27 protein-coding genes and 1 other annotated feature are annotated in these 22,175 nt (G+C 74.5%); of the genes, 14 read left to right on the top strand and 13 right to left on the bottom strand.

What is annotated here, in order from left to right:
* Nucleotides 1–16: 16 nt before the first annotated feature.
* Entirely contained in the window at nt 17–643 is a 627-nt protein-coding gene (locus RQM47_RS07430; RefSeq protein ID WP_314008217.1) for an outer membrane protein, read from the bottom strand.
* A 298-nt stretch (nt 644–941) separates the two neighbouring features.
* Here RQM47_RS07430 and RQM47_RS07425 point away from each other — a divergent pair, with 298 nt between their 5' ends.
* The 8 genes from RQM47_RS07425 to RQM47_RS07390 all read left to right on the top strand — a co-directional run bounded on the left by RQM47_RS07425 (nt 942) and on the right by RQM47_RS07390 (nt 10,158).
* A complete protein-coding gene (locus RQM47_RS07425) occupies nt 942–1,064 on the top strand; it encodes a hypothetical protein (RefSeq protein WP_311663208.1) in 123 nt (40 codons plus the stop codon).
* Between the two features lie 81 nt (nt 1,065–1,145).
* Nucleotides 1,146–1,637, top strand: a complete 492-nt coding sequence (locus RQM47_RS07420; protein WP_311663210.1) for a VOC family protein — start codon at nt 1,146–1,148, stop codon at nt 1,635–1,637.
* A 192-nt stretch (nt 1,638–1,829) separates the two neighbouring features.
* Complete coding sequence (gene malQ / locus RQM47_RS07415; protein WP_311663212.1) at nt 1,830–3,332, top strand: 4-alpha-glucanotransferase; 1,503 nt, start codon at nt 1,830–1,832, stop codon at nt 3,330–3,332.
* 256 nt (nt 3,333–3,588) lie between these two features.
* Nucleotides 3,589–5,349, top strand: coding sequence for a malto-oligosyltrehalose trehalohydrolase (treZ, locus tag RQM47_RS07410; protein ID WP_311665977.1), 1,761 nt, complete (start codon nt 3,589–3,591; stop codon nt 5,347–5,349).
* A gap of 140 nt (nt 5,350–5,489) precedes the next feature.
* Nucleotides 5,490–8,120 (top strand): malto-oligosyltrehalose synthase, encoded by a 2,631-nt coding sequence (gene treY, locus RQM47_RS07405; protein ID WP_314008214.1) that lies wholly within the window; start codon nt 5,490–5,492, stop codon nt 8,118–8,120.
* A gap of 61 nt (nt 8,121–8,181) precedes the next feature.
* Nucleotides 8,182–8,433 carry a hypothetical protein gene (locus RQM47_RS07400; RefSeq protein WP_314008212.1) on the top strand — a complete coding sequence of 84 codons (252 nt, stop codon included), beginning with the start codon at nt 8,182–8,184 and terminating at the stop codon, nt 8,431–8,433.
* A 12-nt stretch (nt 8,434–8,445) separates the two neighbouring features.
* Nucleotides 8,446–9,677 (top strand): IS3 family transposase gene (locus RQM47_RS07395; protein WP_409945472.1). Its coding sequence is split into 2 segments (ribosomal slippage): nt 8,446–8,728 and nt 8,728–9,677, totalling 1,233 coding nucleotides; the frame shifts between segments, so codons are not numbered across the junction.
* Nucleotides 8,724–8,840 (top strand) — a sequence feature (AL1L pseudoknot). (Overlaps the previous gene by 117 nt.)
* Before the next feature lie 139 nt (nt 9,678–9,816).
* Nucleotides 9,817–10,158, top strand: coding sequence for a putative toxin-antitoxin system toxin component, PIN family (locus tag RQM47_RS07390; protein ID WP_311662122.1), 342 nt, complete (start codon nt 9,817–9,819; stop codon nt 10,156–10,158).
* A gap of 49 nt (nt 10,159–10,207) precedes the next feature.
* Here RQM47_RS07390 and RQM47_RS07385 read toward each other — a convergent pair whose 3' ends face one another.
* Nucleotides 10,208–10,861 carry a CoA pyrophosphatase gene (locus tag RQM47_RS07385; RefSeq protein ID WP_311662121.1) on the bottom strand — a complete coding sequence of 218 codons (654 nt, stop codon included), beginning with the start codon at nt 10,859–10,861 and terminating at the stop codon, nt 10,208–10,210.
* A 101-nt stretch (nt 10,862–10,962) separates the two neighbouring features.
* The gene (gene bshB1 / locus RQM47_RS07380; RefSeq protein ID WP_311662120.1) at nt 10,963–11,727 is read right to left on the bottom strand and encodes a bacillithiol biosynthesis deacetylase BshB1; all 765 of its coding nucleotides are present in this window, start codon (nt 11,725–11,727) and stop codon (nt 10,963–10,965) included.
* Nucleotides 11,728–11,847: 120 nt separating this feature from the next.
* Between bshB1 and RQM47_RS07375 the strand changes: the two genes are divergently transcribed.
* Nucleotides 11,848–12,216, top strand: a complete 369-nt coding sequence (locus RQM47_RS07375) for a hypothetical protein (RefSeq protein ID WP_311662119.1) — start codon at nt 11,848–11,850, stop codon at nt 12,214–12,216.
* Between the two features lie 19 nt (nt 12,217–12,235).
* On the opposite strand, the gene RQM47_RS07370 is transcribed toward RQM47_RS07375, so the two are convergent.
* The 8 genes from RQM47_RS07370 to RQM47_RS07335 form a co-directional block, all read right to left on the bottom strand.
* On the bottom strand, nt 12,236–12,727 hold the full coding sequence (locus RQM47_RS07370; RefSeq protein WP_311662118.1) for a protein-disulfide reductase DsbD domain-containing protein: 492 nt from the start codon (nt 12,725–12,727) through the stop codon (nt 12,236–12,238).
* Between the two features lie 145 nt (nt 12,728–12,872).
* A complete protein-coding gene (gene rplI / locus RQM47_RS07365) occupies nt 12,873–13,328 on the bottom strand; it encodes a 50S ribosomal protein L9 (protein ID WP_311662117.1) in 456 nt (151 codons plus the stop codon).
* 58 nt (nt 13,329–13,386) lie between these two features.
* On the bottom strand, nt 13,387–13,908 hold the full coding sequence (gene rpsR / locus RQM47_RS17425; RefSeq protein WP_409945681.1) for a 30S ribosomal protein S18: 522 nt from the start codon (nt 13,906–13,908) through the stop codon (nt 13,387–13,389).
* A 12-nt stretch (nt 13,909–13,920) separates the two neighbouring features.
* Complete coding sequence (rpsF, locus tag RQM47_RS07355) at nt 13,921–14,295, bottom strand: 30S ribosomal protein S6 (RefSeq protein WP_311662116.1); 375 nt, start codon at nt 14,293–14,295, stop codon at nt 13,921–13,923.
* Between the two features lie 205 nt (nt 14,296–14,500).
* Nucleotides 14,501–15,112, bottom strand: coding sequence for a hypothetical protein (locus RQM47_RS07350; protein ID WP_311662115.1), 612 nt, complete (start codon nt 15,110–15,112; stop codon nt 14,501–14,503).
* 44 nt (nt 15,113–15,156) lie between these two features.
* Nucleotides 15,157–15,894 carry a DUF4230 domain-containing protein gene (locus RQM47_RS07345; protein WP_311662114.1) on the bottom strand — a complete coding sequence of 246 codons (738 nt, stop codon included), beginning with the start codon at nt 15,892–15,894 and terminating at the stop codon, nt 15,157–15,159.
* A 122-nt stretch (nt 15,895–16,016) separates the two neighbouring features.
* Nucleotides 16,017–16,925, bottom strand: a complete 909-nt coding sequence (locus tag RQM47_RS07340; protein WP_311662113.1) for a hypothetical protein — start codon at nt 16,923–16,925, stop codon at nt 16,017–16,019.
* Nucleotides 16,926–17,008: 83 nt separating this feature from the next.
* Complete coding sequence (locus RQM47_RS07335) at nt 17,009–17,392, bottom strand: response regulator (protein ID WP_311662112.1); 384 nt, start codon at nt 17,390–17,392, stop codon at nt 17,009–17,011.
* 86 nt (nt 17,393–17,478) lie between these two features.
* Between RQM47_RS07335 and thiE the strand changes: the two genes are divergently transcribed.
* Nucleotides 17,479–18,123, top strand: a complete 645-nt coding sequence (gene thiE / locus RQM47_RS07330) for a thiamine phosphate synthase (protein ID WP_311662111.1) — start codon at nt 17,479–17,481, stop codon at nt 18,121–18,123.
* A gap of 168 nt (nt 18,124–18,291) precedes the next feature.
* Here thiE and RQM47_RS07325 read toward each other — a convergent pair whose 3' ends face one another.
* On the bottom strand, nt 18,292–18,840 hold the full coding sequence (locus RQM47_RS07325) for a hypothetical protein (RefSeq protein WP_311662110.1): 549 nt from the start codon (nt 18,838–18,840) through the stop codon (nt 18,292–18,294).
* A 165-nt stretch (nt 18,841–19,005) separates the two neighbouring features.
* On the opposite strand from RQM47_RS07325, the gene RQM47_RS07320 reads away from it, so the two are divergent.
* The 3 genes from RQM47_RS07320 to RQM47_RS07310 all read left to right on the top strand — a co-directional run bounded on the left by RQM47_RS07320 (nt 19,006) and on the right by RQM47_RS07310 (nt 20,822).
* Nucleotides 19,006–19,440 carry an OsmC family protein gene (locus RQM47_RS07320; RefSeq protein ID WP_311662109.1) on the top strand — a complete coding sequence of 145 codons (435 nt, stop codon included), beginning with the start codon at nt 19,006–19,008 and terminating at the stop codon, nt 19,438–19,440.
* 24 nt (nt 19,441–19,464) lie between these two features.
* Nucleotides 19,465–19,842 (top strand): rhodanese-like domain-containing protein, encoded by a 378-nt coding sequence (locus RQM47_RS07315; RefSeq protein ID WP_311662108.1) that lies wholly within the window; start codon nt 19,465–19,467, stop codon nt 19,840–19,842.
* 263 nt (nt 19,843–20,105) lie between these two features.
* A complete protein-coding gene (locus RQM47_RS07310) occupies nt 20,106–20,822 on the top strand; it encodes a TonB family protein (protein WP_311662107.1) in 717 nt (238 codons plus the stop codon).
* Between the two features lie 91 nt (nt 20,823–20,913).
* Here the strand turns inward: RQM47_RS07310 and rpiA are convergent, their stop codons facing one another.
* Nucleotides 20,914–21,660, bottom strand: coding sequence for a ribose-5-phosphate isomerase RpiA (gene rpiA, locus RQM47_RS07305; RefSeq protein ID WP_311662106.1), 747 nt, complete (start codon nt 21,658–21,660; stop codon nt 20,914–20,916).
* 141 nt (nt 21,661–21,801) lie between these two features.
* Between rpiA and yidD the strand changes: the two genes are divergently transcribed.
* Entirely contained in the window at nt 21,802–22,137 is a 336-nt protein-coding gene (gene yidD, locus RQM47_RS07300) for a membrane protein insertion efficiency factor YidD (protein ID WP_314008209.1), read from the top strand.
* Nucleotides 22,138–22,175: the final 38 nt, after the last annotated feature.

Genomic DNA, 22,175 nt, shown 5'->3' with positions numbered 1-22,175 from the left:
CGCCACCCCGCCCCGCTCAGTAGAGGAACGTGGTGAAGCCGGCCGAGAGGCCGTAGGTCGAGGAGTTGTCGTCGAACTCGAAGTCGAACGTCCGGTAGAACGCCTGGGCACGGAGGGCCACGTTCCGGGCGACGGGGATCGAGACGCCGGCGCCCAGACCGCCGCCGACGTTGAAGTTGCTATTCGTCCCGCCGCCGAGGCCGATCTCGGGAGCAAAGCTGATGCCCTCCGTCGTCACGCTCGACCGTTGGTAGGCCAGCGACACATCGGCCTCGACGAACGGGCGGATGCCGGGGCGCCCGCCCCCGACGTAGTAGGTCACGCTCGGGCCGACACCGAGCACGGTCGACGAGAACGTGGACTCCTGGAAGCCGGAGACGGTGTAGAAGGAGGACTCGGACCGTAGGTAGCTGAGCTGGAGGTCGACGCCCAGCGCGAGCCCGTCTGCCACGAACAGGCCGACGCGCGGGGCGACGGAGGCCGTGGTAAAGTCCCCCTGCCGCGAGATCGACGCGGACCCGCCGAGCAGGCGGACGCCCCTCGCGGTCTGCGTCCACGTGGCCGGGTCGTCGGGGGCGGGGCGGGCGTCCGTCTGGGCGAGCGCGGGGGCGGCGAGGCAGAGGGCCAGGGCGGGGAGGCGCATGGGATCAGGGCGGGGTGGAAGAGTCGCCAAGCTCTGGCCGCCCCGCCCACGTCCGCCGCCCCCAACGACGTGCCCTGGCGGCGCCGACGCCGCGCGGCGTCCGGCGGGGGACTCCTCCCCCGCCCCGCCCGACGGCCCGCTCCACCCCGCCCCACGGACTCGGCCGACCCCGACCGGAACCCGTCTGCCGAGCCGGCGGCCGACGGGGACATGACGGCTTGGTGAATCCGCTGCGTTGAGCGCAGCCCGTCGGCGGTCGATACGTCTACGGGCACGCTCGCCCCCCCGCCCCGCCTCCATGTCCGCTCCGCGTCCCCCCGCCCCGCCCACCGAACCCATCGCCTGGAAGCAGGTGGCGTCGCTCGCGCTCATCGTCGCCGGCGTGTGGGCGCCGCTCGCGCTCGCGCTGCTCCTGGCGTAGAGGCCTGGTCGGGGGGATCAGCGCGCGGGCGGGGCGGTAGGGGACGCCCCTCACCACCCCGCCCTCTGGGTCCGCTCTGCTATGCCCGCTCGCCTCGGCCACCTCCGCCTCGACGTCAACGACCTCGACCGACAGACCGCGTTCTACACCGAAGCCTTGGGGCTCACGGTCCGCGAGCGGACGTCCGACGACGAGAGCCACTACGCCTTCCTCACAGACGACCAGCCGATTCCGGGCGGGGCGGACGACGGGATGCACCACCGGCTCGTCCTCCGCCAGTCGCGCGACGCGTCGAAGCAGACCCTCGGCGAGACCACGCGGCTCGACCACTTCGCGTGGGAGGTCGACGACGAGGCCGAGCTACTAACGTTCGTCGAGCGGCTCCGCGCGATGGGCGTGGAGACGGACCTCCAGGAGGCGCAGATCGCGTGGCAGTGCTACGTCCACGACCCCGAGGGCGTCAAGCTGGAGGTCTACTGCGACCGCCGCGCGCGGCCGGACGGGGCGCCGCTCTGGAAGGGCCGGCAGGAAGACCTGTCTGAGGACCGGCTGCGCGAAGCGGCGGCGCGGTAACACTGACGGCGCGGGCGGGGCGGCTCGCTGCCCGAACGCCGCGTAGAAATCCGTCCGCCCCGCCCGAGCAGGGCGGGTTGCCGTCGCTCCACCCCGCCCGCCCCGTTTCACCGTTGGGAGCGGGGCGGCTCCAGCAGGCGGGGCGGAGCGATCTTCCCCGCCCCCCTTACCGCCCCGCCCCGGGGCCTGCCCGTGTCCCGGTCCAGCGGCCTGCTCCTCCACGTCACGTCCCTGCCGTCGCCCTACGGCGTGGGCGACGTGGGTGACGGCGCGGCCCGGTTCGTCGACGCGCTCGCGGCGGCCGGCCAGCGCGTGTGGCAGGTGCTCCCGCTCGTGCCGCCCGGCGACGGCGACTCGCCCTACGCGAGCCCGTCGACGTTCGCGCTCAGCCCGCTCCTCATCAGCCCCGAGCGGCTGCGCGACGACGGGCTGCTCACGGACGCCGACCTGGCCGCCCCGCCCTCGCTCCCCGACGACCGGGTCGACTTTGCCGCCGCCCGCCAGTACAAAGAGGCGCTGCTCGCGTCGGCCTACGAGCGGTTCCAGGACGGGGCGGGCGGGGCGGCGCTGCGCGGCGCGTTCGAGGACTACGCCGAGCGCGAGGCGGCGTGGCTGGAGGACTACGCCCTGTTCGTGGCGATCAAGGCCGACCAGGGCGGGGCGGCGTGGACCGAGTGGCCCGCTGCCCTCGCGCACCGCGACGAGCGCGCGCTCGCCGAGGCCCGACGCCAGCACGCCGAGGCCGTCGACCGCGAGCGGTTCGACCAGTTCGTCGCCGAGCGCCAGTGGGCGGCCCTCCGCGAGCGGTGCCGGGCGGCCGGCGTCGAGGTCCTGGGCGACCTGCCGATCTACGTCGCCCTCGACAGCGCCGACGTGTGGGCTGACCGCGACCTTTTCGATCTGGACGAGGCGGGGCGGCCCCGCGAGGTCGCCGGCGTGCCGCCCGACTACTTTTCGGCGACGGGCCAGCGCTGGGGGAACCCGCTCTACCGCTGGGACCGGATGGCCGAGAACGGCTACCGCTGGTGGCGCCGGCGGCTTCGCCGGACACTCGCGCTCGTCGACCGCGTCCGCCTCGACCACTTCCGCGCGTTCGAGGCGTACTGGGCGATCCCCGCGAGCGAGGAAACGGCGGTCGAGGGGCGCTGGGTCGAGGGGCCGGGGAGCGCCCTTCTCGACGCGCTCGAAGCCGACGCCGGCCGCCCGCTCCCGATCGTGGCCGAGGACCTCGGCCTCATCACCGACGGCGTCCGCGACCTCATCGCGCGGCACGAATTGCCGGGCATGGCCGTGCTCCAGTTCGCGTTCGGCGGCGACGCGCAGAACGCGTACCTCCCCCACAACCACCGCCGCCGCCAGGTGGTCTACACCGGGACCCACGACAACGACACGACGGCGGGGTGGTGGGCGGCCGCCCCGCCCGAGGTCCGCGCCCACGTCGAGCGCTACCTCGGCCCGAGCGCCGAGTCTGTTCCGCGCCGCCTCGTGCGGGCCGCGTGGGCGTCGGTTGCCGACCTCGCCGTGGTTCCGGTCCAGGACATGCTCGGCTTGGGTTCGGACGCCCGGATGAACACACCGGGCGAGGCCGCGGGCAACTGGGCGTGGCGCCTCACGAGCGACCAGCTCGACGCGCTCCCGACCGAGTGGCTCCGCAACCTGACCGAGACGACGGGGCGGGGTGAGGGCGACGAGTGATGGGTGACGGGCGGGGTGGCCGCCCCGCCCTTCGCGCTTGTCTACACGCCACGCCAGCGGAGGCGTAGGGACACCATGCATGGTGTCCCCATAGGATGGCGGGGCGGTCGGCCGAGGCGCCGAGCGGGGCGGACCCAACGGGCGGACCCAACGGGCGGACCCAACGGGCGGACCCAACGGGCGGACCCAACGGGCGGACCCAACGGGCGGGGTGGCGCATTCGAGGCGGCCCCTTCCCCACCCCGCCCCGCCCGCCATGAACACGCCCCCCCGCCTTGGAGCCCTCGTCGAGCCCGACGGCGTCCGCTTTCGCGTGTGGGCGCCCGCCGCCGAGCGCGTCGACGTCGTCCTGGGCGAGCGGAGCGTGCCGCTCGATGCGACGGGCGACGGGTACCACGAGGCGTTCGTGGGCGGGGCGGCGGCCGGCGACCGCTACCGGCTCGCGCTCGACGGCGGCGACCCGTTCCCGGACCCGGCCTCGCGGTTCCAGCCCGAGGGCGTCCACGGGCCGAGCGAGGTCGTCGACCCGGGCGCGTTCGCGTGGACCGACGACAGCTGGACCCCGCCCGGCCTCGAAAGCCTCGTCGTCTACGAGCTCCACGTCGGCACGTTCACGGCGGAGGGCACGTTCGACGGCGTCCGCGAAAGGCTGGGGGCGCTCCGCGAGCTGGGCGTGACGGCCGTCGAGCTCATGCCGCTCGCCGACTTTCCCGGCGAGCGCGGGTGGGGCTACGACGGCGCCGCGCTCTACGCCCCGGCCCACGCCTACGGCCGGCCGGACGATTTGCGGCGGCTCGTCGACGCGGCCCACGCCGAGGGCTTGGCCGTCCTGCTCGACGTGGTCTACAACCACCTCGGCCCGGACGGCGCCTACGTCGCCGCCTTTGGGCCCGTGTTCACGCCTCGGCACGAGACCCCGTGGGGGCAGGCCATGAACCTGGACGACGACGGCTCGCGCGGCGTCCGCGACCTGTTTCTGGACAACGCGCGCCACTGGCTGGAGGAGTACCACCTCGACGGGTTCCGCCTCGACGCCACGCACGCGCTCGTGGACGACTCCGACCCGCACTTTCTAGCCGAGCTCTCGGCGTTCGTCGACGGCCTCACCCCGCCCCGCCTCCTCATCGCTGAGGACCATCGGAACGACGCCCGCCTCGTCACGCCCCGCCCCGCCGGCTACGGCCTCGACGCCGTCTGGGCCGACGACCTCCACCACCAAGTCCGCAACGTGCTCGCCGGCGACACCGAGGGCTACTACGCCGACTTTGCCGGCACGACGACGGCCGAGATCGCCGAGACGCTCCGCCGCGGCTGGTTCTACGACGGCCGCCCAACCCGGCGGACGGGCGAGCGGCGCGGGACGAGCGCCGAGGGCGTGCGGCGCGAGCAGTGCGTGGTGTGCGTCCAGAACCACGACCAGGTGGGCAACCGGCCGACCGGCGCGCGCCTCCACCACGAGGTATCGGCCGCCGCCTTCCGCGCGGCGACGGCGCTCCTGCTCGTGGCGCCCGAGACGCCGCTGTTGTTCATGGGGCAGGAGTGGGCCACGTCGGCGCCGTTCCCGTTCTTCTCCGACCACAACGCCGAGCTCGGCCCGCTCGTGACGGCCGGCCGCAAGCGCGAGTTCGCCGACTTCCCCGGGTTCTCCGGCGAGGTCCCCGACCCGCAGGCCGAGGGCACGTTCCGGTCCGCCGTCCTCGACTGGTCCGAGCGCGACGCGCCGGGGCACGCTCACACGCTGGCCCTCACGCGCGCGCTCCTCGCCCTCCGCCCCGCCCTCGGCGACCCGGCCGAGGCGACCGTCGAGGCCGCCGGCGACGGCGCCCTCGTCCTCCGCCGCGGCGGCCACGTCGCGCTGGTCGACCTCGTGGGCGGGGCGGCGCTGGGGCTCCCGAGCGGCGCCCACGTCGTGCTGTCGACCGAGAGCGCGGCCCACGCGCCGGACCCCGCCCCGCCCCGGCGCGAGGGCGGGGCGGTGGTGTTCTCGCGGCCGGGGGCGCTCGTGGCGCGCGTCTAGGGCGGGGCGGCCGGGCGAGGCGGCCCCGCCACTTTGACCGCCCCGCCCGCGGGACTCGCTGCGCCCGACGCGAGTACGTACGGGCTCCCCGCCGCCCCGCCCTCCAGGTTCGTCCGTTGCCCTCTCCCCCGCCCTTCTCGATGACCGCGACGTACCGGCTCCAGCTCCGCCCCGAGTTCGGGTTCGCCGACGCCGAGGCCGTCGTCCCGTACCTCGTCCGGCTCGGCGTGAGCCACCTCTACCTCTCGCCCATCACCGAAGCGCGCGCGGGCTCGACGCACGGGTACGACGTGGTCGACCACAACCGCGTCAGCGACGCGCTCGGGGGGCGGGGCGGGTTCGACCGGCTGGCCGCGACGTGCGCCGAGCACGGGCTCGGCATCGTCCTTGACTGGGTGCCCAACCACGCCGGCGTCGGGCCGCGGAACTGGGCGTGGCAGGACGTGCTCGCCTACGGCCCGCATTCGGAGTACGCGAGCACCTTCGACATCGACTGGGACCCGCTGAAGCCGGGGCTCCGGGGCAAGGTGCTCCTCCCGTTCCTCGGGGCGCCCTACGGCGAGGCGCTCGACGGCGGCGACATCGCGCTCGCCTACGACGACGGCCGGTTCTACGCGACCTACTACGACGACCGCTTCGCGCTGAGCCCGGCCACCTACGCGGCCCTCCTCGACGCCGCCCTCCCCGCCCACGAGCGCGAGGACGTCTACTTCGACCTCAAGGACCTCGCCGACGCCTACGGCGGGGTGGCGCCCGATGAGGTGGAAAAGGCTGAGGCTCTGCGCCTCCGGCTCCTCGCGCTCGCCGACCGGGCCGACGTGGCCGCCGGGCTCGCGTCGTTCGAGGGCGGGGCGCTCCACGACCTCCTGGAGCGCCAGGCGTGGCGGCTCGCGTCGTGGAAGACGGCGGGCCACGAGATCAACTACCGCCGCTTTTTCGACATCAACGGGCTCGTCGCGCTCCGCATGGAGGAGCCCGAGGTGTTCTGGGAGTCCCACCGACTGCTCGGCGAGCTGCTGGCGATGGACGCCGTCCACGGCGTCCGCGTGGACCACGTCGACGGCATGTTCGACCCGGCCGGGTACCTCGAAGCGCTCCGCGAGCTGGGCGCGCAGCACGTCTGGGTCGAGAAGATCCTGGGGCCGGGCGAGGCGCTCCCCGACGACTGGTGCACCGAGGGGACGACGGGCTACGAGGTCATGAACGACCTGGCCCACCTCGGCCTCGACGCCGACGGCCTGGCGGTCCTCGACCGCGTGTGGCGCCGGGCGGTCCCCGACGCCGAGCCGTGGGACGAGACGGTCTACGAGAGCAAGCGGATCGTGATGGACACGTCGCTGCCGGGCGAGCTCGTGCGCCTCGCCACCGGGCTCAACCGGATCTCCGAGCTCGACTACCGGACGCGCGACTTCACGCTCGGCGGGCTCCGCGAGGCGCTCGTCGAGGTCGTCGCCGCCTTCGACCGCTACCGGACGTACCTCCCCCACGACGCCGCCGAGGCCCGGGCCGTCGCGGGCGGGGCGGTCGCCCGGGCCAAGGCGCGCAACCCGGCCGCGGAGCCGTCGGTGTACGACTTCGTCGAGCGCGCGGTGTCGGGCGAGGCCGCCGAGGCCGCCCCGCCCCCGCTCGCGGAGCGGCTGTGGGCGTGGGTCGGGCGGTTCCAGCAGTACACGGCGCCGGTCGCCGCGAAAGGCGTCGAGGACACGGCGTTCTACCGCTACGCGCGGCTGCTCGCGCTCAACGAGGTCGGCGGCGAGCCCGACGAGGGCGCCCTCCCCGCCCGCGACTTCCACGCGCGCAACCGGGAGCGGGCGGGCCACTTCCCCCTCAACCTGCTCGCGACGGCCACCCACGACCACAAGCGCGGCGAGGACACGCGCGCCCGGCTCGTCGCGCTCGCGGCCGTCGCCGACGACTGGGGCGGGGCGGTCGAGGCGCTGGACCGGGCGACCGCGGGCCTCGTCGGCGCGCGCGGGCCGAGCGCGCTCGACCGCTACGTGGTGCTCCAGACGCTCGCCGCGCTCTGGGCGCCGCCGCCGTCGCAGGACGCCGAGGCGTACCGGGCCGACCTCGCGGACCGCCTCTGGGGCTACGTCCAGAAGGCGGCGCGCGAAGCCAAGCTCTCGACCAGCTGGATCAATCCGGACGCAGCCTACGAGCGCGACCTCGAAGCGTTCACTCGCAGCGCGGTCGCGGACGAGTCCGTGGCCGACGTCCTCGCCCCGCTCGCCGAGCGCCTCGCCGCGTTGGGGCTCCGGCACACGCTCACGCAGACCGTCCTCAAGCTGACGATCCCGGGCGTCCCCGACCTGTATCAGGGGACCGAGCGGCTCGACCTCTCGCTCGTCGACCCCGACAACCGCCGGCCGGTTGACTACGCCGAGCGCGCGGCCACGCTCGACCGGCTCGCGCCGCTCCTCGACCGCCCCGCCCCCGACGACGTCCGCGACCTGCTGCACACCGGCGAGGCGGACGCCAAGCCGTACGTCACGGCCCGCCTCCTCCGCCTTCGCCGCGACCGCCCCGCCTTGTTCGAAGGCGACTACCGGGGCGTCGAGGTCGAGGGCGACGGCTGGGTCGCGTTCGAGCGCGCGGGCGGCGCCCTCGCCGTCGTCGTGCCCCAGACGCCGGACCGCCCCGCCCCCGCGACCGTCCGCCTGGGCGGGGCGGCGTGGACGGACGCGCTCACGGGCGCCCGCGTCGAGGCCGAGGGCGGGGCGGTCTCGACGGACGCGCTGCCGACGTCGTGGGCCGTCCTCGTGCGGGACTAGCGGGGCGGCACGGGCGGGGCGGGCGGGCGCGTTATCCTGTGCCACCCCGCCCCGCCCGGCCATGACAACGCTTCCGATCCCTGTCCGCGACGAGACCGCCGACGCCTTCCGCAGCGCCCCACCCGCAACGCAGGAGTGGATCGCGCACTTTATCGACGCCTACTTCGAGAGGGCGGGGCGGACGAGGAGAGAAAAGGCAGAGGCGCTCAAGCGGACGATGGACGAGCTCTCGGCAGAAGCCCAAGCGAACGGGTGGACCGAGGAGATGAACGAGGTGAATCAACCCGGGTTTGCCGGAGGCTCCCATCCTTGACAACTTGGAGCCATGAGCAAGTCCACCCGCTATTCCCCCGAGGTCCGGCAGCGCGCCGTCCGCCTCGTCTTCGACCACGAGCACGACCACCCCTCGCAGTGGGCCGCCATCCGCTCGGTGGCCGAGAAGATCGGCTGCACCGCCGAGACGCTCCGCAACTGGGTTCGCCAGGCTGAGCGCGACCACGGCCGTCGCGCCGGCCCCTCCACCGACGACCGAGCGCGGCTGAAGGAGTTGGAGCGCGAGAACCGCGAGCTGCGCCGCGCCAACGAGATCCTCCGCAAGGCGTCCGCGTATTTCGCACAGGCGGAGCTCGACCGCCGACCGAGACGATGATCACGTTCATCGACGACCACCGCGAGGCCTACGGAGTCGAGCCGATCTGCAAGGTTCTGCCGATCGCTCCGTCGACCTACTACGCCGCCAAAGCCCGCCAGTCCGATCCGGCCCTGCGCTCGGCGCGGTCACAGAGCGACGAGGCCCTGCGTGCTGAGATCCAGCGCGTGTGGGACGAGAACCGCTCGGTCTACGGCGCAAAGAAGGTCTGGAAGCAGTTGAAACGCGAAGGCTTCGTGGTCGCCCGCTGCACCGTCGCCCGGCTGATGCGCACAATGGGTCTGCGCGGCGTCACGCGGGGCCGCCGTGTCCGCACGACCGTACCGGCGGATCTGGCCGAGCGCCCGCTCGATTTGGTGGAGCGCGACTTCACCGCCGAGCGCCCCAACCAGCTCTGGGTGTCGGACCTGACCTACGTCGCCACCTGGCGCGGCTTCGTCTATGTCGCCTTCGTGATCGACGTGTTCTCGCGGCGCATCGTCGGCTGGCGCGTGTCGAACTCGCTGCGGAGCGACTTGGCGCTCGACGCGCTGGAGCAGGCCATCTGCGAGCGCTCGGTCGGCGACGATCTCCTCGTTCACCATAGCGATAGGGGCGTTCAATACCTGTCCATTCGCTACACCGAGCGGCTCTCCGAGGCGGGCATCGAGCCGTCGGTCGGAAGCAAGGGAGATTCCTACGACAACGCCCTGGCTGAGACGGTGATCGGCTTGTTCAAGACCGAGGAGATCCACCGCAACGGGCCGTGGCGCGGCCTCGAAGACGTCGAACTCGCCACGCTGGAATGGGTGTGGTGGTTCAACGAGCGGCGCCTGCTCGAGCCTCTCGGCTACCTTCCGCCAGCCGAGTACGAAGACGCTTTCTACCGCCGCTTGGAGACTCAGGTCACCGAGGCGGCACTCACGTAATCCGGTCTCCGGCAAACCCGGGTTGATTCAAGGCGCTGCTGCGGGGGGACTTCGACGACGATGAGTAGCCGCCCGCGCTGCGTCGTCGACACCAACGTCCTCATCAGCGCCGGTCTCATCCAGCCGAGTACCCCCCCGCGTGGTCGATTGGATCATCGATCATGGGCGGCTCCTCGCCTCGACGAAGACGCTCGCTGAGTTCTCGTCCCGGTTTATCCAGAGGAAGAAGTTCGACCGCTACCTCCGCCCTGAGGGGCGGGAGCTGTTCACCCTTCAGATCACGGACGCCGCCGAGCTCGTCGCCGTCACCACGCGGCTGGCCGTCTGCGCCGACCCCGACGACGACCGCTTCCTCGAGCTCGCCGTCGACGGCCGGGCCGATTGCGTCGTCACCGGCAACACGCGCGACTTCCCCGCCGCGCACGGCGGCGTCCCCGTCCTAACGCCGGCCCACTTCGCCGGGCGGTACCTCGACGCGTAGCCCCACCCCGCCCGCGCGGCGAGAGCGGGGCGGGGCGGGGCGGGGCGGCTCACGCCTCGATTGCCTCGCGGACGACGGCCGCAAACTCGGCCATCATCATGGCCGTCGCCCCCCACACTTCGAGGCCGCCGACATCGAAGAACGGGACCTCGAACGTCCCGAGCGGGGCGTCCCGCCGCGACCGACGCCGGAGCGTCGGGTCGAGGAACGCGGCCACCGGCGCCTCGACGAGCGCGGCGACCTCGGCCTCGTGCGCCCGGAACGGCGGCCGCGCGTCGACCGACGCGACGACGGGCCAGACGGAAAACCGCGAGGGCGGGATGTAGAGCGGCGTGAGCCGCCCGAGCACATCGGGCGCGGCGGGGTCGACGCCGACCTCCTCCCACGCCTCACGGCGGGCGGCGTCCTCCGGCGTCTCGCCGGCGTCGAGCGAGCCGCCCGGGAGCGACACCTGCCCGCCGTGCGACGACAGCGACGCCTGGCGCACCGTGAGCACGACCGACGCCGCCCCGCCCGCGCCGGGGTAGAGCAGGACGAGCGTGGCGGCGGGGCGGCCCTCGTTGCGCTCGGTCGAAAGCGTCTCGGCCGTCGCGCGGGCCGGGAACGGGGCCATCTCGGCGTGCGCGGCGTGCCCGGGGAGCGGGGCGGCGAGCCGCGCGCGGAGGGCGGCGGCGAGGGCGGCGTGCGGGGGGAGCGTCGGCATCGGGCGTGGAACGCGGGCCGGCGCGGGCGGTGCCGCCCCGCCCGCGCTCCGCCACGTCCTCTCCCGCCCCGCTCAACTCGGGCGGGGCGGGCGGGGCGGTCCTACCGGAACGGGCGCTCGCGGCCCAGGGTCGCCATGAGGTCCGTCACGCCGACCGGGCCGTGGCGGTAGAGGAGCGGCTCGCCGTAGGTCGCCCCGATGCGGTAGCCGTAAACGCGCGCCCGGGCCTCGACCCACTCCAGGAAGCCGGGGTTCGAGATGTAGGTCTGCGGCCCGTCGTCCGCGCCCTCGCCGCCGGGCTGGTAGAACTGGCTCCTGAACGCGAGCAGCGCCTCCATCCGCCGCTCCCACACGTCCGACACGTCGACGACGAACGTGGGCTCGAAGTCGAGCGCCTGCATGTAGTGGAGGACGTGGTGCGGGCGCCACGGCTCCTGCGGGGCGCCGTCGTCGTCTGTCGTCTCGATCTTGGCGAGGCCGGAGTAGAACAGGGCGTCGACGCTGAGGCGCGTGGCGTCGCCGTGGTCGGGGTGGCGGACGGTCTCGGCCGTGGTCAGCACGACGTGCGGGCGGTACCGGCGGACGGCCCGGATCACGCGGAGCTGGTTCTCGCGCGTGTTCTGGATGTCGCCGTCGGGGAGGCCCAGGTTGTCGCGGGCGGCGAGGCCCAGGATCTCGGCGGAGGCGGCGGCCTCGGCGTCCCGCTCCTCGGGCGTCCCCCGCGTGCCCAGCTCGCCGCGCGTAAAGTCGACGATGCCGGTCCGGTAGCCCTGATCGGCGAGCACGCACATCGTGCCGCCGGCGCAGAGCTCGACGTCGTCGGGGTGGGCGGCGAGGGCAAGGACGTCGAGCGGGGCGGCAGGCACGGGCGGGGCGGGGGGATTCGGGGGCGCGGGCTACGCCGCCGCCGCCGCCGAGGTCCCAGCCCAGAGCGGGACCGGCGCCGCCCCGCCCGGCGTCCGACGCCGGCCCCCTGCCTCTGCCCGGTGCCGATCCTCCGCCCCGCCCTCGCGCTCGCCGCCCTCGTCGTCGCCGGGTGCGGACCGCCCGACCTCCCCGCCCGCTACGAGATCGACCGCGCGGTCCTCTCCCGCCGCCCGCTCCTCACCGACACGCTCAGCGTGCCGGGCGGGGCGGACACGCTGGACGTCGTCCTGAGCCTCGCCGTCGTGCGCGGCCGGACCGCGTGGGCGCTCCTCGACCCTGACGGCGCCGAGGTCTGGGGCGGGGCGGTCACACGCGGCGACACGGCCGCCCGGCACCGTGCGCTCCGCCCCGCCCCGGGCCCGTGGCGGTTCGTCCTGCGCTCCGACAGCGCCGTCGGCACGGCCGAGGTCCGGGGCAGCGCCCGCTAGCCGCCCCGCCCGCGCGTCGCTACCGGACCTGGAGCGGCACGCGGAACGCGGCGCGCGCCGGCGGCAGGCAGATCGAGTCGTCACAGACGGCGTAGAGCACCGCGCCGCGGACCTCGTGCCGACCGCGCGCGGCGGTCGCGCTCAGGCGGAGCGGCTGCACAATCCGGCCGCGCCCGGCGAAGTACGTGTAGTCGCTCCCGAACGCCTCGTCGTACCCCTCCTGCGGGCGGGCCTGGCGGAGCGGGGCGGCCTCGACGCCCGCCGGCAGCGCGCCGACGGTGACGGCGAGCGGCCGCCCGACCGGCGAGTCGACGGCGTAGAGCCGCCAGCCGGGCTCGATCTCGGCATCGAGCACGACGCGGGCCTCCCCGCCCCGCTCGGCCTGCTGCACGCGGACGCTCCAGTCGACCACGTCCTGCGTGCGGACGGGGGCGCCGAGCCGGCCCTGCGCGCTGGCCGGCGCGGCGAGGGTGACGAGCGCGAGGGCGCAGGCGGTCAGGAGGGCGCGCATAGCGGGAGGGGAAACGGGGGGCGCAGAGACGGGCTGTCCGCCGGGGCGGGGTGGCCCCTCAACGAACGCGCGGCGCGGGCCGTGCCTTACGCAGCGCGGGGCGCCCCCGGAGAGGCGCCCCGCGCTGGACTACGCCGAGGACGCGCTAGAGCGAGTCCTGGTTGGCGACGACGTTGACCGTGACCTTGGCCGAGACGTCCTGGTGGAGCCGGACCGTCGCCGGGTAGACGCCGGTCACGCGGGGGTCCTCCGACAGCGTCACCTTGCGGCGGTCGATGTCGAACCCCTGCTCCTTCAGCTCGTCGACGACCTGCTGGGTCGTGATCGTCCCGAAGATCCGGTTGTCCTCGCCCGTCTGGACGGGGATGACGATCTCGGTGCCGTCGAGGCGCTGGGCCAGCTTCTCGGCCTGCTCGCGCTGGGCCTCGACCTTGTGGGCCGACTGGCGGCGCTCCTCGGCGTACCGCTTCGTCGCGCTCTTGGTGGCGACGACGGCGAGCTGGCGCGGGATGAGGAAGTTCTGGCCGTAGCCGGGCTTGACGTCCACGAGGTCGCCCTTGATGCCGAGCGTGTCGTGGTCCTCCGTGAGGATGACTTTCATGGGGTGGGGAGGCTGGCGGGGGCGGGGCGGCGCGTTTCGTCGGCCGCCCCGCCCGCCGCTACTTGACGTTGTCGGCGGCGAACGGGAGCAGCGCGACGATGCGGGCGCGCTTGACGGCCGTCGTGAGCTGGCGCTGGAACTTGGCCGAGACGCCGGTCATGCGGCGCGGGAGCAGCTTGCCCTGCTCGTTCACGTAGCGCTTGAGGGTCTCGGTGTCCTTGTAGTCGATGTACTCGATCCCGGCGGACTTGAACGGGCACACCATCTTGGTCCCCTCGGAGCCCGGCGCGGCGATGCGCTGGAGGTCGTCGGGGTTCGAGGCGGCCACGAGGCGGGCGGCCACCTCGGGCGAGACGGCGCGCGGCGCCGGCTCGGCGCCCATCTGCTGGGCCGCCTGCTCGACGGCCGTGGGCTCCTCGGCCGAGGTCGGCACGGAGGCGCCCTCGAGGGCCGTGCTCACCTCGGTCTCGGGGAGCTGCGTGGTCTCGACGGCGGGGGCGCCGCCGGTCGCGGGGTCCTGCGCGGGGTTGCCGTCGGTCGCGGGGGCGCCGTCGGCGGCGTTCGTCTGGTCGTCTGCCATGTCGGTAGGGGGCTAGGCGGCGGCGGCCACGGCGCCGCCCTTCTGCTCGTTGTAGTACCGCTCCATCTTCGCGTCGTAGCGGAGCACGAGGTGGCGCATGATGTCGTCGTTGATCCGGAGCGCGCGGTCGACCTTGGGGAGCGCGGTGCCGTCGGCGAGGCGGAAGTAGACGACGACGTAGTAGCCGTTCCGCTTTTTCTCGATGGGGTACGCCAGCCGCTGGCTCCCGCGCTCGTCGACGCCGGCCACGACGGCGCCGTTGTCGGAGAGGTAGGCCGTCACGCGCTGGACGATGTCCTTCGTCTGCTCCTCGTTGAGGACCGGGTTGATGACGTACATCAACTCGTACATGGGCGCCGCGTTGGCGCTGGAGGCGTCGTCTGCCATAGGGGTCCCTGTGGGATACAAAAGGTGTATGCCCGCGCCGGGCCGGGATGTCTCCCCGGAACGCGCCGTGGGCAGGGCGAGGGGCGAAGTTACCCCGCCCCGCCCCCGCACGCAGCGAAGCGGGGGCGAAGACAGCCGCGGGCGGGGCGGCGCCCGGGCCGCTTCGAGACGCCGCTTCGCGCCACCCCGCCCGCGCCGCCGGCCGTTAGTCTTCCCCGCGGCCCCAGAAGTTGCGGACCCGGCGCTCGACCTCGCCGATGCCCGGCAGCGTCACGCCGCGGCGGAGCCCCTCGCGGATGATGAACGCGCGGAGCGTCTGGTCGGCCGGCGGCAGCGGGTAGAGCGCGTCCACGACGCCGGCGAGGGCGGGGCGGACAGCGGCGCCCACGAGCCCCAGCCGGAGCGCGACGAACCCGGCTACGCCGGTCCACACGGCGGCAAAGTGGCCCGCGGCGGCGAACGCGCTGAGGGCGCCCACGTAGACGAGCCCCTGCACGACGGGGTGCTCCAGCACGGCCGCCGCGCGCGCGAGCCCAGGAAAGACGAGGCCCGGGGCCGCGACGGTCCACGAGGCGTAGAGGGCGAGCGCGAGCGAGAGCGCGAACCACCACGGCACGACGGCGAGCAGCGCCGGGAGCACCCACACGGCCAGCGTCTGCGGCGACCGCAGCCACACGCCCGTCCGCCGCACGAGCACGTCGAGGCCGACGGCGTCGATCACCCCGCCCGCGTACTCGCGCAGGAGCGGCTCGGTCGTGTGGAACCGCGTGCCGTCGGCGGCGACGATGCCGCCGGGCGTGTCGACGTAAGCCGGCACCTCACGGGCGGGCCGCGAGCCGGCGCGGCGGGACCACGGCCACCTCATCGCGTCTCGGCGGGCACCGCCCGCCGCTGGCCTTCGCCGGACACGTCGAGCGTGTCGCCCGGCGCGACGACGAACCGGAAGCGGACGCCGGCGACGTCGACGCCGGCCGCTTCGAGCGGCGTCGAGAGCATGCGCGAGAGCGTCCGGGCCGTGTTCAGCGCCGGCTGGTCCGACGTCTGCAGGTGGCCCTCGGCCTGCTCGCGGAGGGCGGGGCGGACGCGCCGGAGCGTCTGCTCAAGCGTCCGCTCGGTGAGCGACGGCGTGAGCCGGGCCTGCCCGCTCAGGTCGATGTCGACGCTGGCCTCCTCGAGTTCGGGCTCGACTGAGAACACGGAGAGCGGCGGGAGCCGGACCTCGACCACCCCGCCCTCCTGGAAGTCGATGTCGCCGGGCCGGAGGTCGGTCAGCGAGAACCCGTACGTCATCGTCGCCGGCACGCGGATGCCGACCTCGGCCCGCCCGGTCTCGATGTCGAGCAGGCGGACCCTCCACCGCCGCGCGCTCGACCCCGACAGGCTCGACGTGAGCCGGCCGGTGACCAGGAACTCCTCGGACGCCTCGGACTGGAGCGTCGACAGCATGGCCGACTCGACCTCTTCCTCGTCGATCCCCCCGCCCCGCCCGAGCGCGACGCCGAGGGCCACGACGACGGCGACGAGCGCCGCGATCACGAGGCCCAGCACAAACCCGGCGAGGCGGCGGCGGGCGGGCGGGGCGGCGGGGTCGGTGGGCATGGCGCGGCGTACGAAGGGCGCGGCGGCCGGGTTCGCGCGGGCGGGGCGGGGCGAGGAGAAGAGGAACGGAGGAAGCACGCCCCCGCCTCTTCTCATCCCCGCCCCTTCTCCTCCACCCCGCCCTAGCCCGCGAGCAGGACGAGGGCCACGCCGGCGAGGGCGATGCCGGCCACGTTGGCCGCCGACAGCCGCTCGTGCCACAGGAACCGGCCGATGAGGGCGGCCCCGAACACGATCGCCACGCTGTTGGCCGGGAACGCGACCGGCCCCGGCAGCTGGTCGAGCGCGCGGAGCAGGAACTCGGCCGACCCGTAGTTCACGATGCCCAAGACGGCGCCCCAGCCCAGGACCTCGCCGCGCGGCCACCGCCCCGCCCGCACGCCGGTCCACACGACGACCGAGAGCCCGACGGCGAAGGCCACGCCGAACACGAACAGCAGGAACGTGGCCGGCGCGACGCGCCCGGCGAACGACTCCTGGAACAGCTTCATGTTGACGTCGACCACCCCGCCCGCCGCGAACAGGAGACCGAGCACGGCGACGGCCCCCATCCGCTCTGCGGGCGGGGCGGGGCGGCCAGTGTCCGCGTCGGGCGGGGCGGGCGGGCCGAGTTTTCCCGGCGGCTCGGCGGCGGGGCGGGCGACGAGGAAGAACGCCCCGCCCGAGAGCGCGAGCCCGACGAGCTGGAGCGGGCGGGGCACCTCGCCCCACACGAGCCACGACGCGACAAACGGGACGACGACCGACAGCCGCATGACGCCCGCCGCGAGCCCCATGCCGGCGTCGCGGATGGCCCGCGAGAACAACCAGAACCCGGCGATAAAGAGCACGCCCTGCACCACGCCGAGCCCAACCAGCCCGGCCGTCAGCGCCGCGGGCGGGGCGGCGCCCTGGAGGCCGAGCGCGAGCGCCGCGGCGGCCGCGTAGTTGGCCGTCAGGAGCGCGGTCCGGTCGAGGTCGCGCCGCTCGGCCACCTTGAGCAGGACGGCGATCGAGAGGCTACAGGCGACCGCGAGGGCGAGAAACAGCATGCCGGTACGTCAGCAGGTCGGGGTCGAGGAGCGCCGGGGGCTAGGCCGCACCGCCCGCCCCCTCCACCCCGCCCGCCGGCTCGTTACTCGATCCCGAACACCTCCTCCTTCAGCGTCGAAAAGTCGATGGGCTTGGTGAGGTAGCCCCGCGCGCCGCCCTGGAGCGCCGTCGTCTTGAGCTCGCCGTCGTCGTAGGCCGTGACCATGTAGACGTCGAGGTCGGGGAACTCGCCCTGGACTTCGGCGAGCAGGTCGAGCCCGCTCATCCCCGGCATGTTGATGTCCGAGAGCAGGACGACGACGTCGGCGGCCTCCCCGCCCCGGAGCTTCTCCAGGGCCTCCTCGCCGCTCTCGGCGAACACGAGCTCGAGGAGCCCCTGGCGCACCTCGCGCCGGAACTTCTGCGTGAACAGAAACTGGACGTCGGTCTCGTCGTCGACGACGAGCACGCGGAGCGGCTGGGGCATAGGCGTCAGAGGAGCGGTCCGCTAGATACACCCGCCGCGGGCGGGGCGGCCGCCCTGGACGGCGGAGGGCACGCGATCTTGACCCGATGACCCCCACCCCGCCCGTCGGCCGCCTCCACGTCCTCACGGACTTCCACTTCCAGCAGCGGTGGTCCCACGCCGAGCTCGCCCGGCAGGCCGCGGCGGGCGGGGCGGAGACGGTCCAGTTCCGCCACAAGACGGGGACGACGCGGGACCGCCTCGCGGGCCTCCTCCCGACCGTCGCCGCGTGCCGGGCCGCGGGCGTCCCGTGCCTCGTGGACGACCACCTCGACCTCGCGCTCGCGGCCGGCGCCGCCGGCGTCCACCTGGGCGCGCTCGACCTCCCCGTCGCCGACGCCCGCGCCGTCCTCGACGGGCGGGGCGGCGGCCTCATCGGGGCCACGGCGACGACGGCCGAGGCCGCGCGCGCGGCCGAAGCCGCTGGGGCGAGCTACGTCGGCTTCGGGCCGGTCTTCCCGACGGGCTCCAAGGCGAACCCGGCCAGCGTAAAAGGACTGGACGGACTCGCACGCGCGGCGGCGGCCGTCCGCATCCCGGTCATCGCGATCGCCGGCGTCACGCCCGAGCGCGTCGGGCCGTGCCTGGACGCCGGCGCCTGGGGCGTCGCCGTGATGACGGCCGTGACGACGGCGCCGGACGTGGAGGCCGCCGCCGCCCGGTTCCGCGAAGCCGTCGAACGGTGGCAGTAGGCCGGTGGACAACGTTCCCGCCCCGCCCGCGGGTCGCAAGGGGCGGGGCGGGGCGGCGCTCCCCACCCCGCCCTACGGACCGGCGGGGTCGGCTGAACGAGCGGCTTGGGCACAAAAAAGGGGAGGTGGATCGCTCCACCTCCCCAGAGTGCCGTACGGCTGTCCCGTCTAGCCTGCCGCGTTGCGGCCGCCGTAGACGTTGTTGGCCCCGTACTCGTTGTAGCGCTCCGTGACGTAGTTGTAGTCGTCCTTGTCGCGCGGGTGGACGCCGAGGACGATCCCGCCCTCGTTTACGTCGTTCTCGTACACCTTGGCCTGGTCCTCGGGGATGCCAGCGCCGACGAGCGCGCCGACGAGGCTGCCCGCCGCCCCGCCCGCACCAGCGCCAGCGAGCGCGCCGGCGAGCGGACCCGCCACGGCCCCGATGCCCGGGAGGATGACGGCGCCGCCGACACCGGCGATCGCGCCGATGATGCCGCCGGTCGTGCCGCCGATGGCCGCGCCTGCACCGGCCCCCTCCATGGCCTTCGAGCCCTGCTCGATCTTGACCTCGTCCGGGTTGCGGTCGTAGTAGCGCTCCTTCGTGTCCTCCGACATGATGACGTGGATGTCATCGTCGGTGTAGCCGCGCTGGCGGAAGTGGTCGTAGGCCTGGTCCGCGCTCTTGGAATCGCGGAAGGTGCCGGTCACGAGCGGGCGGTCGTCTGAGTATGCCATTCTGAAGGGGGGGAGGTTGTGTAGAGGGGACACGTTATAAGCGCTCACGGCCCCCCCCGTTCCTCAGAACCGGAAGTTAAGGAGACGGACGGTCCACGCCGTCTGCGTGAACCCGCTCTGGCCGGCGCCAGTACGGAGGCTCCCCTCCCACCCCACCCCGCCCCCATGCCCACCCGCTCCGCACGCGCCCACTGGTCCGGCTCGCTCTCCGACGGCTCCGGGTCGCTCTCGACCGAGACGTCCGCGCTCGACGAGGTCCCGTACTCCTTCGACACCCGGTTCGGCGACAGCACGGCGGGGACGAACCCCGAGGAGCTCCTCGGCGCCGCCCACGCCGGGTGCTTCACGATGGCCGTCTCCCACGCACTCTCCGAGGCCGGCCACCCGCCGCAGTCGGCCGACACGACGGCGGAGGTCCACGTCCGGCAGGTCGAGGGCGGGTTCGAGATCGACACGATCCACCTCACGCTTACGGCGACCGTCCCCGGCGTCTCAGACGACGAGTTCCAGCGGATCGCGGACGACGCCAAAGAAAACTGCCCGCTCTCGAAGGTGCTCCGCGCCGCCGAGATCTCGCTCGACGCAACGCTCCAGTCGTAACCAGGCGCCCCGCCCCGCCCCGCCATGCTCCGTCTTGCCGCCGTCGCGTTTCTCGTCGTCGCCCTCGTCGTCGCGTTCCGGTGGTTTACCGGCGGCGGCGGGCGGGCGGAGCCGGCTGAGGTCGCCGCCGCCGCCCGCGCTGGCGCCACGTTCCTCGACGTCCGCCGTCCCGACGAGTACGCGGGCGGCCGCGTCCGCGGCGCCCAGAACGTCGACGTCCTCGCACCCGGCTTCCGCGACCGCGTCGCCGGGCTCGACCGCGACCAGACGGTCTACGTCTACTGCGCGTCGGGCACACGGAGCGGGAGGGCAGCGAGGATCCTGGAGGACCTCGGGTTCGCGCGCGTCGTGAACGCGGGCGGGGTGAGCGCGCTCGCGCGGGCGGGCGTGCCGATGGAGTAGCCACGCCCGTGGCGTTCGCCTGCCGCCCCGCCCGCACCTGGAGCCCGTACGGGCGGGGCGGCGCCGTCTGCACACGACTCCTCCTCCTCCACCCGTTCACACTCCGCGTGCCACGGGTAGAGCAACGCCGACGGGGCGGGCGTGTCTACAGGGTATGCGGGCGCCGCGCCGTCTGATTTGTGGGGCGGCCCGTGCCACCCGCGCCGTCCGTCCCTACTTTACCCGGCGAGGCGCGCGCCCGGCCGCCCCTTCTCCCCTTTGCCATGGCCCTCTACAAAGAACCGTCCGCCGACCTCAAGCGGAAGTACCCGATCTACCTCCAGATCGGGCTCCTGCTCTCGCTCGGCCTCACGATCCTGGCCTTTACCGTCAGCCTCCCCGAGGGCGACGACGTCCAGGTGTACTCCGACCAGACCGAGGTGATCGAGCTCGAGGAGATCCCCCCGACGCAGGAGTACGTCCCGCCGCCGCCGCCGCCGCCCGCCCCGCCCCCGCCGCAGGAGGTGCCCGACGAGGTCGAGGTCGAGGACGACGTGATCGAGGAGATCGACCTCGACCTCAACGAGGCCCCGCCGCCGCCGCCGAGGACGCCGCCGCCGCCGCCGAAGGCCGCCCCGCCGCCCCCGCCGACCGCCGCCCCGCCGCCGCCGCCGCCGCCGGAGCCCGAGCCCACGGAGCCGGAGATCTTCGAGGTCGCCGAGGTGCAGCCGGAGCTGATCGGCGGTCTCGCCGACCTCCAGAGCCGGGTCGAGTACCCCGAGTTCGCCCGCCGGGCCGGCGTCGAGGGCCAGGTCGTCGTCCAGTTCGTGGTCGACGAGCGCGGCAACGTCGTCGACCCCGTCGTGCTCCGCTCGCCGAACGACCTGCTCGCCGAGGCGGCGCTGAAGGCCGTCCGCGACAGCAAGTTCAAGCCGGGTCAGCAGCGCGGCCGCCCCGTCAAGGTCCGGTTCGCCGTGCCGGTGACGTTCCGCCTCCGCTAGGCGCACACGCCCCGCAGGTTTCTCGCCGCCCCGCCCGTACCACACGGGCGGGGCGGTCTGCGTTGGTGGCTCGCCCGAGCGGGGCGGCCCGTCAGCGCCCTCGCTGGTGCACCCGGTGACGGACGCCGCCCTCCGCCTCGCCCACGAGCACGTCGGTCGCCATGCCGACGAAGAGGCCGTGGCCGAGGACGCCGGGGACGGAGCCGATGGCGGCGCCGAGCGCGGCCGGGTCGTCGATGCCGGGGAACCGGGCGTCGACGATCCACAGGCCTTGGTCGGTCACGACGGGGCCGTCCTTCCGCTCGCCCATCCGCAGCGCGGGCTCGGCGCCCAGCCCACGCAGCGCGCGCAGGACGGCCGGCTCGGCGAACGGGAGCACCTCGACGGGGACCGGTGCCGTCGTTCCCAACCGCTCGACCTCCTTGGACGGGTCCACGAGGACCACGAACCGGGCGGCGAGCGCGGCCACCACTTTCTCGCGGACGTGCGCGCCGCCCCGCCCCTTGATGAGGGCGGCGGCCGGGCTCACCTCGTCGGCCCCGTCGAGGGCGAGGTCGAGCCCGGCCTGGGCCGTTGGAAGCGTATCGAGATCGAGGTCGGCGAGGGCGAGGAGCGGGACGCCGTGGGCACGTGCCAGCCGCTCGGCGTCGTAGGACGTGGGCACGCCGGCCACGTCCAGCCCCTCGTCGCGGACGCGGCGGCCGATGGCCTCAATCGCAAACGCGGTCGTGGAGCCGGTCCCCAGCCCCAGCCGCATCCCGTCCTCGACGAGGGCGGCGGCGGCGAGGCCGGCGGCGCGCTTGGCGGCGGCGGGGTCGGGCGGGGCGGCGTCGGACACGGGCGGACTCGAAAGGGCGGGAGTGGGGCGGCAAAGCTACTCGCGCGGAGCCTCGGCCCGAGCGGGGCTCGGCCACCCCGCCCGCGCGAACTGAGCCGGGCGGGACGGGCACCGACCGCCCCGCCCCGGCGTTTAGCCGCCATGCCCCACCCCGCCCCGCCCGCTCCACACACGCCGCTCGCTCGGGCGGGGCGGGCGCTGTGGCGTCTCCCGCGGCTCGTGCTCGTCGGGCTCGTCCGCGTCTACCAGATGGGGATCTCGCCGTGGCTGGGGCCGTCGTGCCGGTACACGCCGACGTGCTCGGAGTACGCCGTGCAGGCGCTCCGCCGGTACGGGGCCGCCCGCGGCGTGGTCCTGGCCGTTTGGCGGATCGGGCGGTGCCACCCGTGGGGCGGCCACGGCTACGACCCGCCGCGGTGGTTCGGCGAGGCGCCCGCGGACGGCGCCGAGGGCGGGGCGGGGCGGAACGGCGCGTGAGGGTCGGGGGTGAGAGCGGACCCGCCCACCGCGTCCGC

The organism is Rubrivirga sp. S365, assembly GCF_032248475.1.
Lineage (GTDB): Bacteria > Bacteroidota > Rhodothermia > Rhodothermales > Rubricoccaceae > Rubrivirga > Rubrivirga litoralis.
The sequence above is the reverse complement of the archived record's forward strand: the minus strand, read 5'-3'. Positions and strand labels throughout refer to the sequence as shown.

Excerpts from the sequence above, each read along its gene's own strand:
- RQM47_RS07370 (WP_311662118.1), bottom strand. The coding sequence starts at position 12,727 with ATGCGCGCCCTCCTGACCGCCTGCGCCCTCGCGCTCGTCACCCTCGCC.
- yidD (WP_314008209.1), top strand. The coding sequence starts at position 21,802 with ATGCCCCACCCCGCCCCGCCCGCTCCACACACGCCGCTCGCTCGGGCG.
- RQM47_RS07320 (WP_311662109.1), top strand. The coding sequence starts at position 19,006 with ATGCCCACCCGCTCCGCACGCGCCCACTGGTCCGGCTCGCTCTCCGAC.
- RQM47_RS07430 (WP_314008217.1), bottom strand. The coding sequence starts at position 643 with ATGCGCCTCCCCGCCCTGGCCCTCTGCCTCGCCGCCCCCGCGCTCGCC.
- RQM47_RS07335 (WP_311662112.1), bottom strand. The coding sequence starts at position 17,392 with ATGCCCCAGCCGCTCCGCGTGCTCGTCGTCGACGACGAGACCGACGTC.
- treZ (WP_311665977.1), top strand. The coding sequence starts at position 3,589 with ATGAACACGCCCCCCCGCCTTGGAGCCCTCGTCGAGCCCGACGGCGTC.
- thiE (WP_311662111.1), top strand. The coding sequence starts at position 17,479 with ATGACCCCCACCCCGCCCGTCGGCCGCCTCCACGTCCTCACGGACTTC.
- rpsR (WP_409945681.1), bottom strand. The coding sequence starts at position 13,908 with ATGGCAGACGACCAGACGAACGCCGCCGACGGCGCCCCCGCGACCGAC.
- rpsF (WP_311662116.1), bottom strand. The coding sequence starts at position 14,295 with ATGGCAGACGACGCCTCCAGCGCCAACGCGGCGCCCATGTACGAGTTG.
- treY (WP_314008214.1), top strand. The coding sequence starts at position 5,490 with ATGACCGCGACGTACCGGCTCCAGCTCCGCCCCGAGTTCGGGTTCGCC.
- RQM47_RS07420 (WP_311663210.1), top strand. The coding sequence starts at position 1,146 with ATGCCCGCTCGCCTCGGCCACCTCCGCCTCGACGTCAACGACCTCGAC.
- RQM47_RS07325 (WP_311662110.1), bottom strand. The coding sequence starts at position 18,840 with ATGGCATACTCAGACGACCGCCCGCTCGTGACCGGCACCTTCCGCGAT.
- RQM47_RS07385 (WP_311662121.1), bottom strand. The coding sequence starts at position 10,861 with ATGCCGACGCTCCCCCCGCACGCCGCCCTCGCCGCCGCCCTCCGCGCG.
- RQM47_RS07315 (WP_311662108.1), top strand. The coding sequence starts at position 19,465 with ATGCTCCGTCTTGCCGCCGTCGCGTTTCTCGTCGTCGCCCTCGTCGTC.
- RQM47_RS07400 (WP_314008212.1), top strand. The coding sequence starts at position 8,182 with ATGACAACGCTTCCGATCCCTGTCCGCGACGAGACCGCCGACGCCTTC.
- RQM47_RS07310 (WP_311662107.1), top strand. The coding sequence starts at position 20,106 with ATGGCCCTCTACAAAGAACCGTCCGCCGACCTCAAGCGGAAGTACCCG.
- RQM47_RS07345 (WP_311662114.1), bottom strand. The coding sequence starts at position 15,894 with ATGCCCACCGACCCCGCCGCCCCGCCCGCCCGCCGCCGCCTCGCCGGG.
- RQM47_RS07340 (WP_311662113.1), bottom strand. The coding sequence starts at position 16,925 with ATGCTGTTTCTCGCCCTCGCGGTCGCCTGTAGCCTCTCGATCGCCGTC.
- RQM47_RS07425 (WP_311663208.1), top strand. The coding sequence starts at position 942 with ATGTCCGCTCCGCGTCCCCCCGCCCCGCCCACCGAACCCATCGCCTGG.
- rplI (WP_311662117.1), bottom strand. The coding sequence starts at position 13,328 with ATGAAAGTCATCCTCACGGAGGACCACGACACGCTCGGCATCAAGGGC.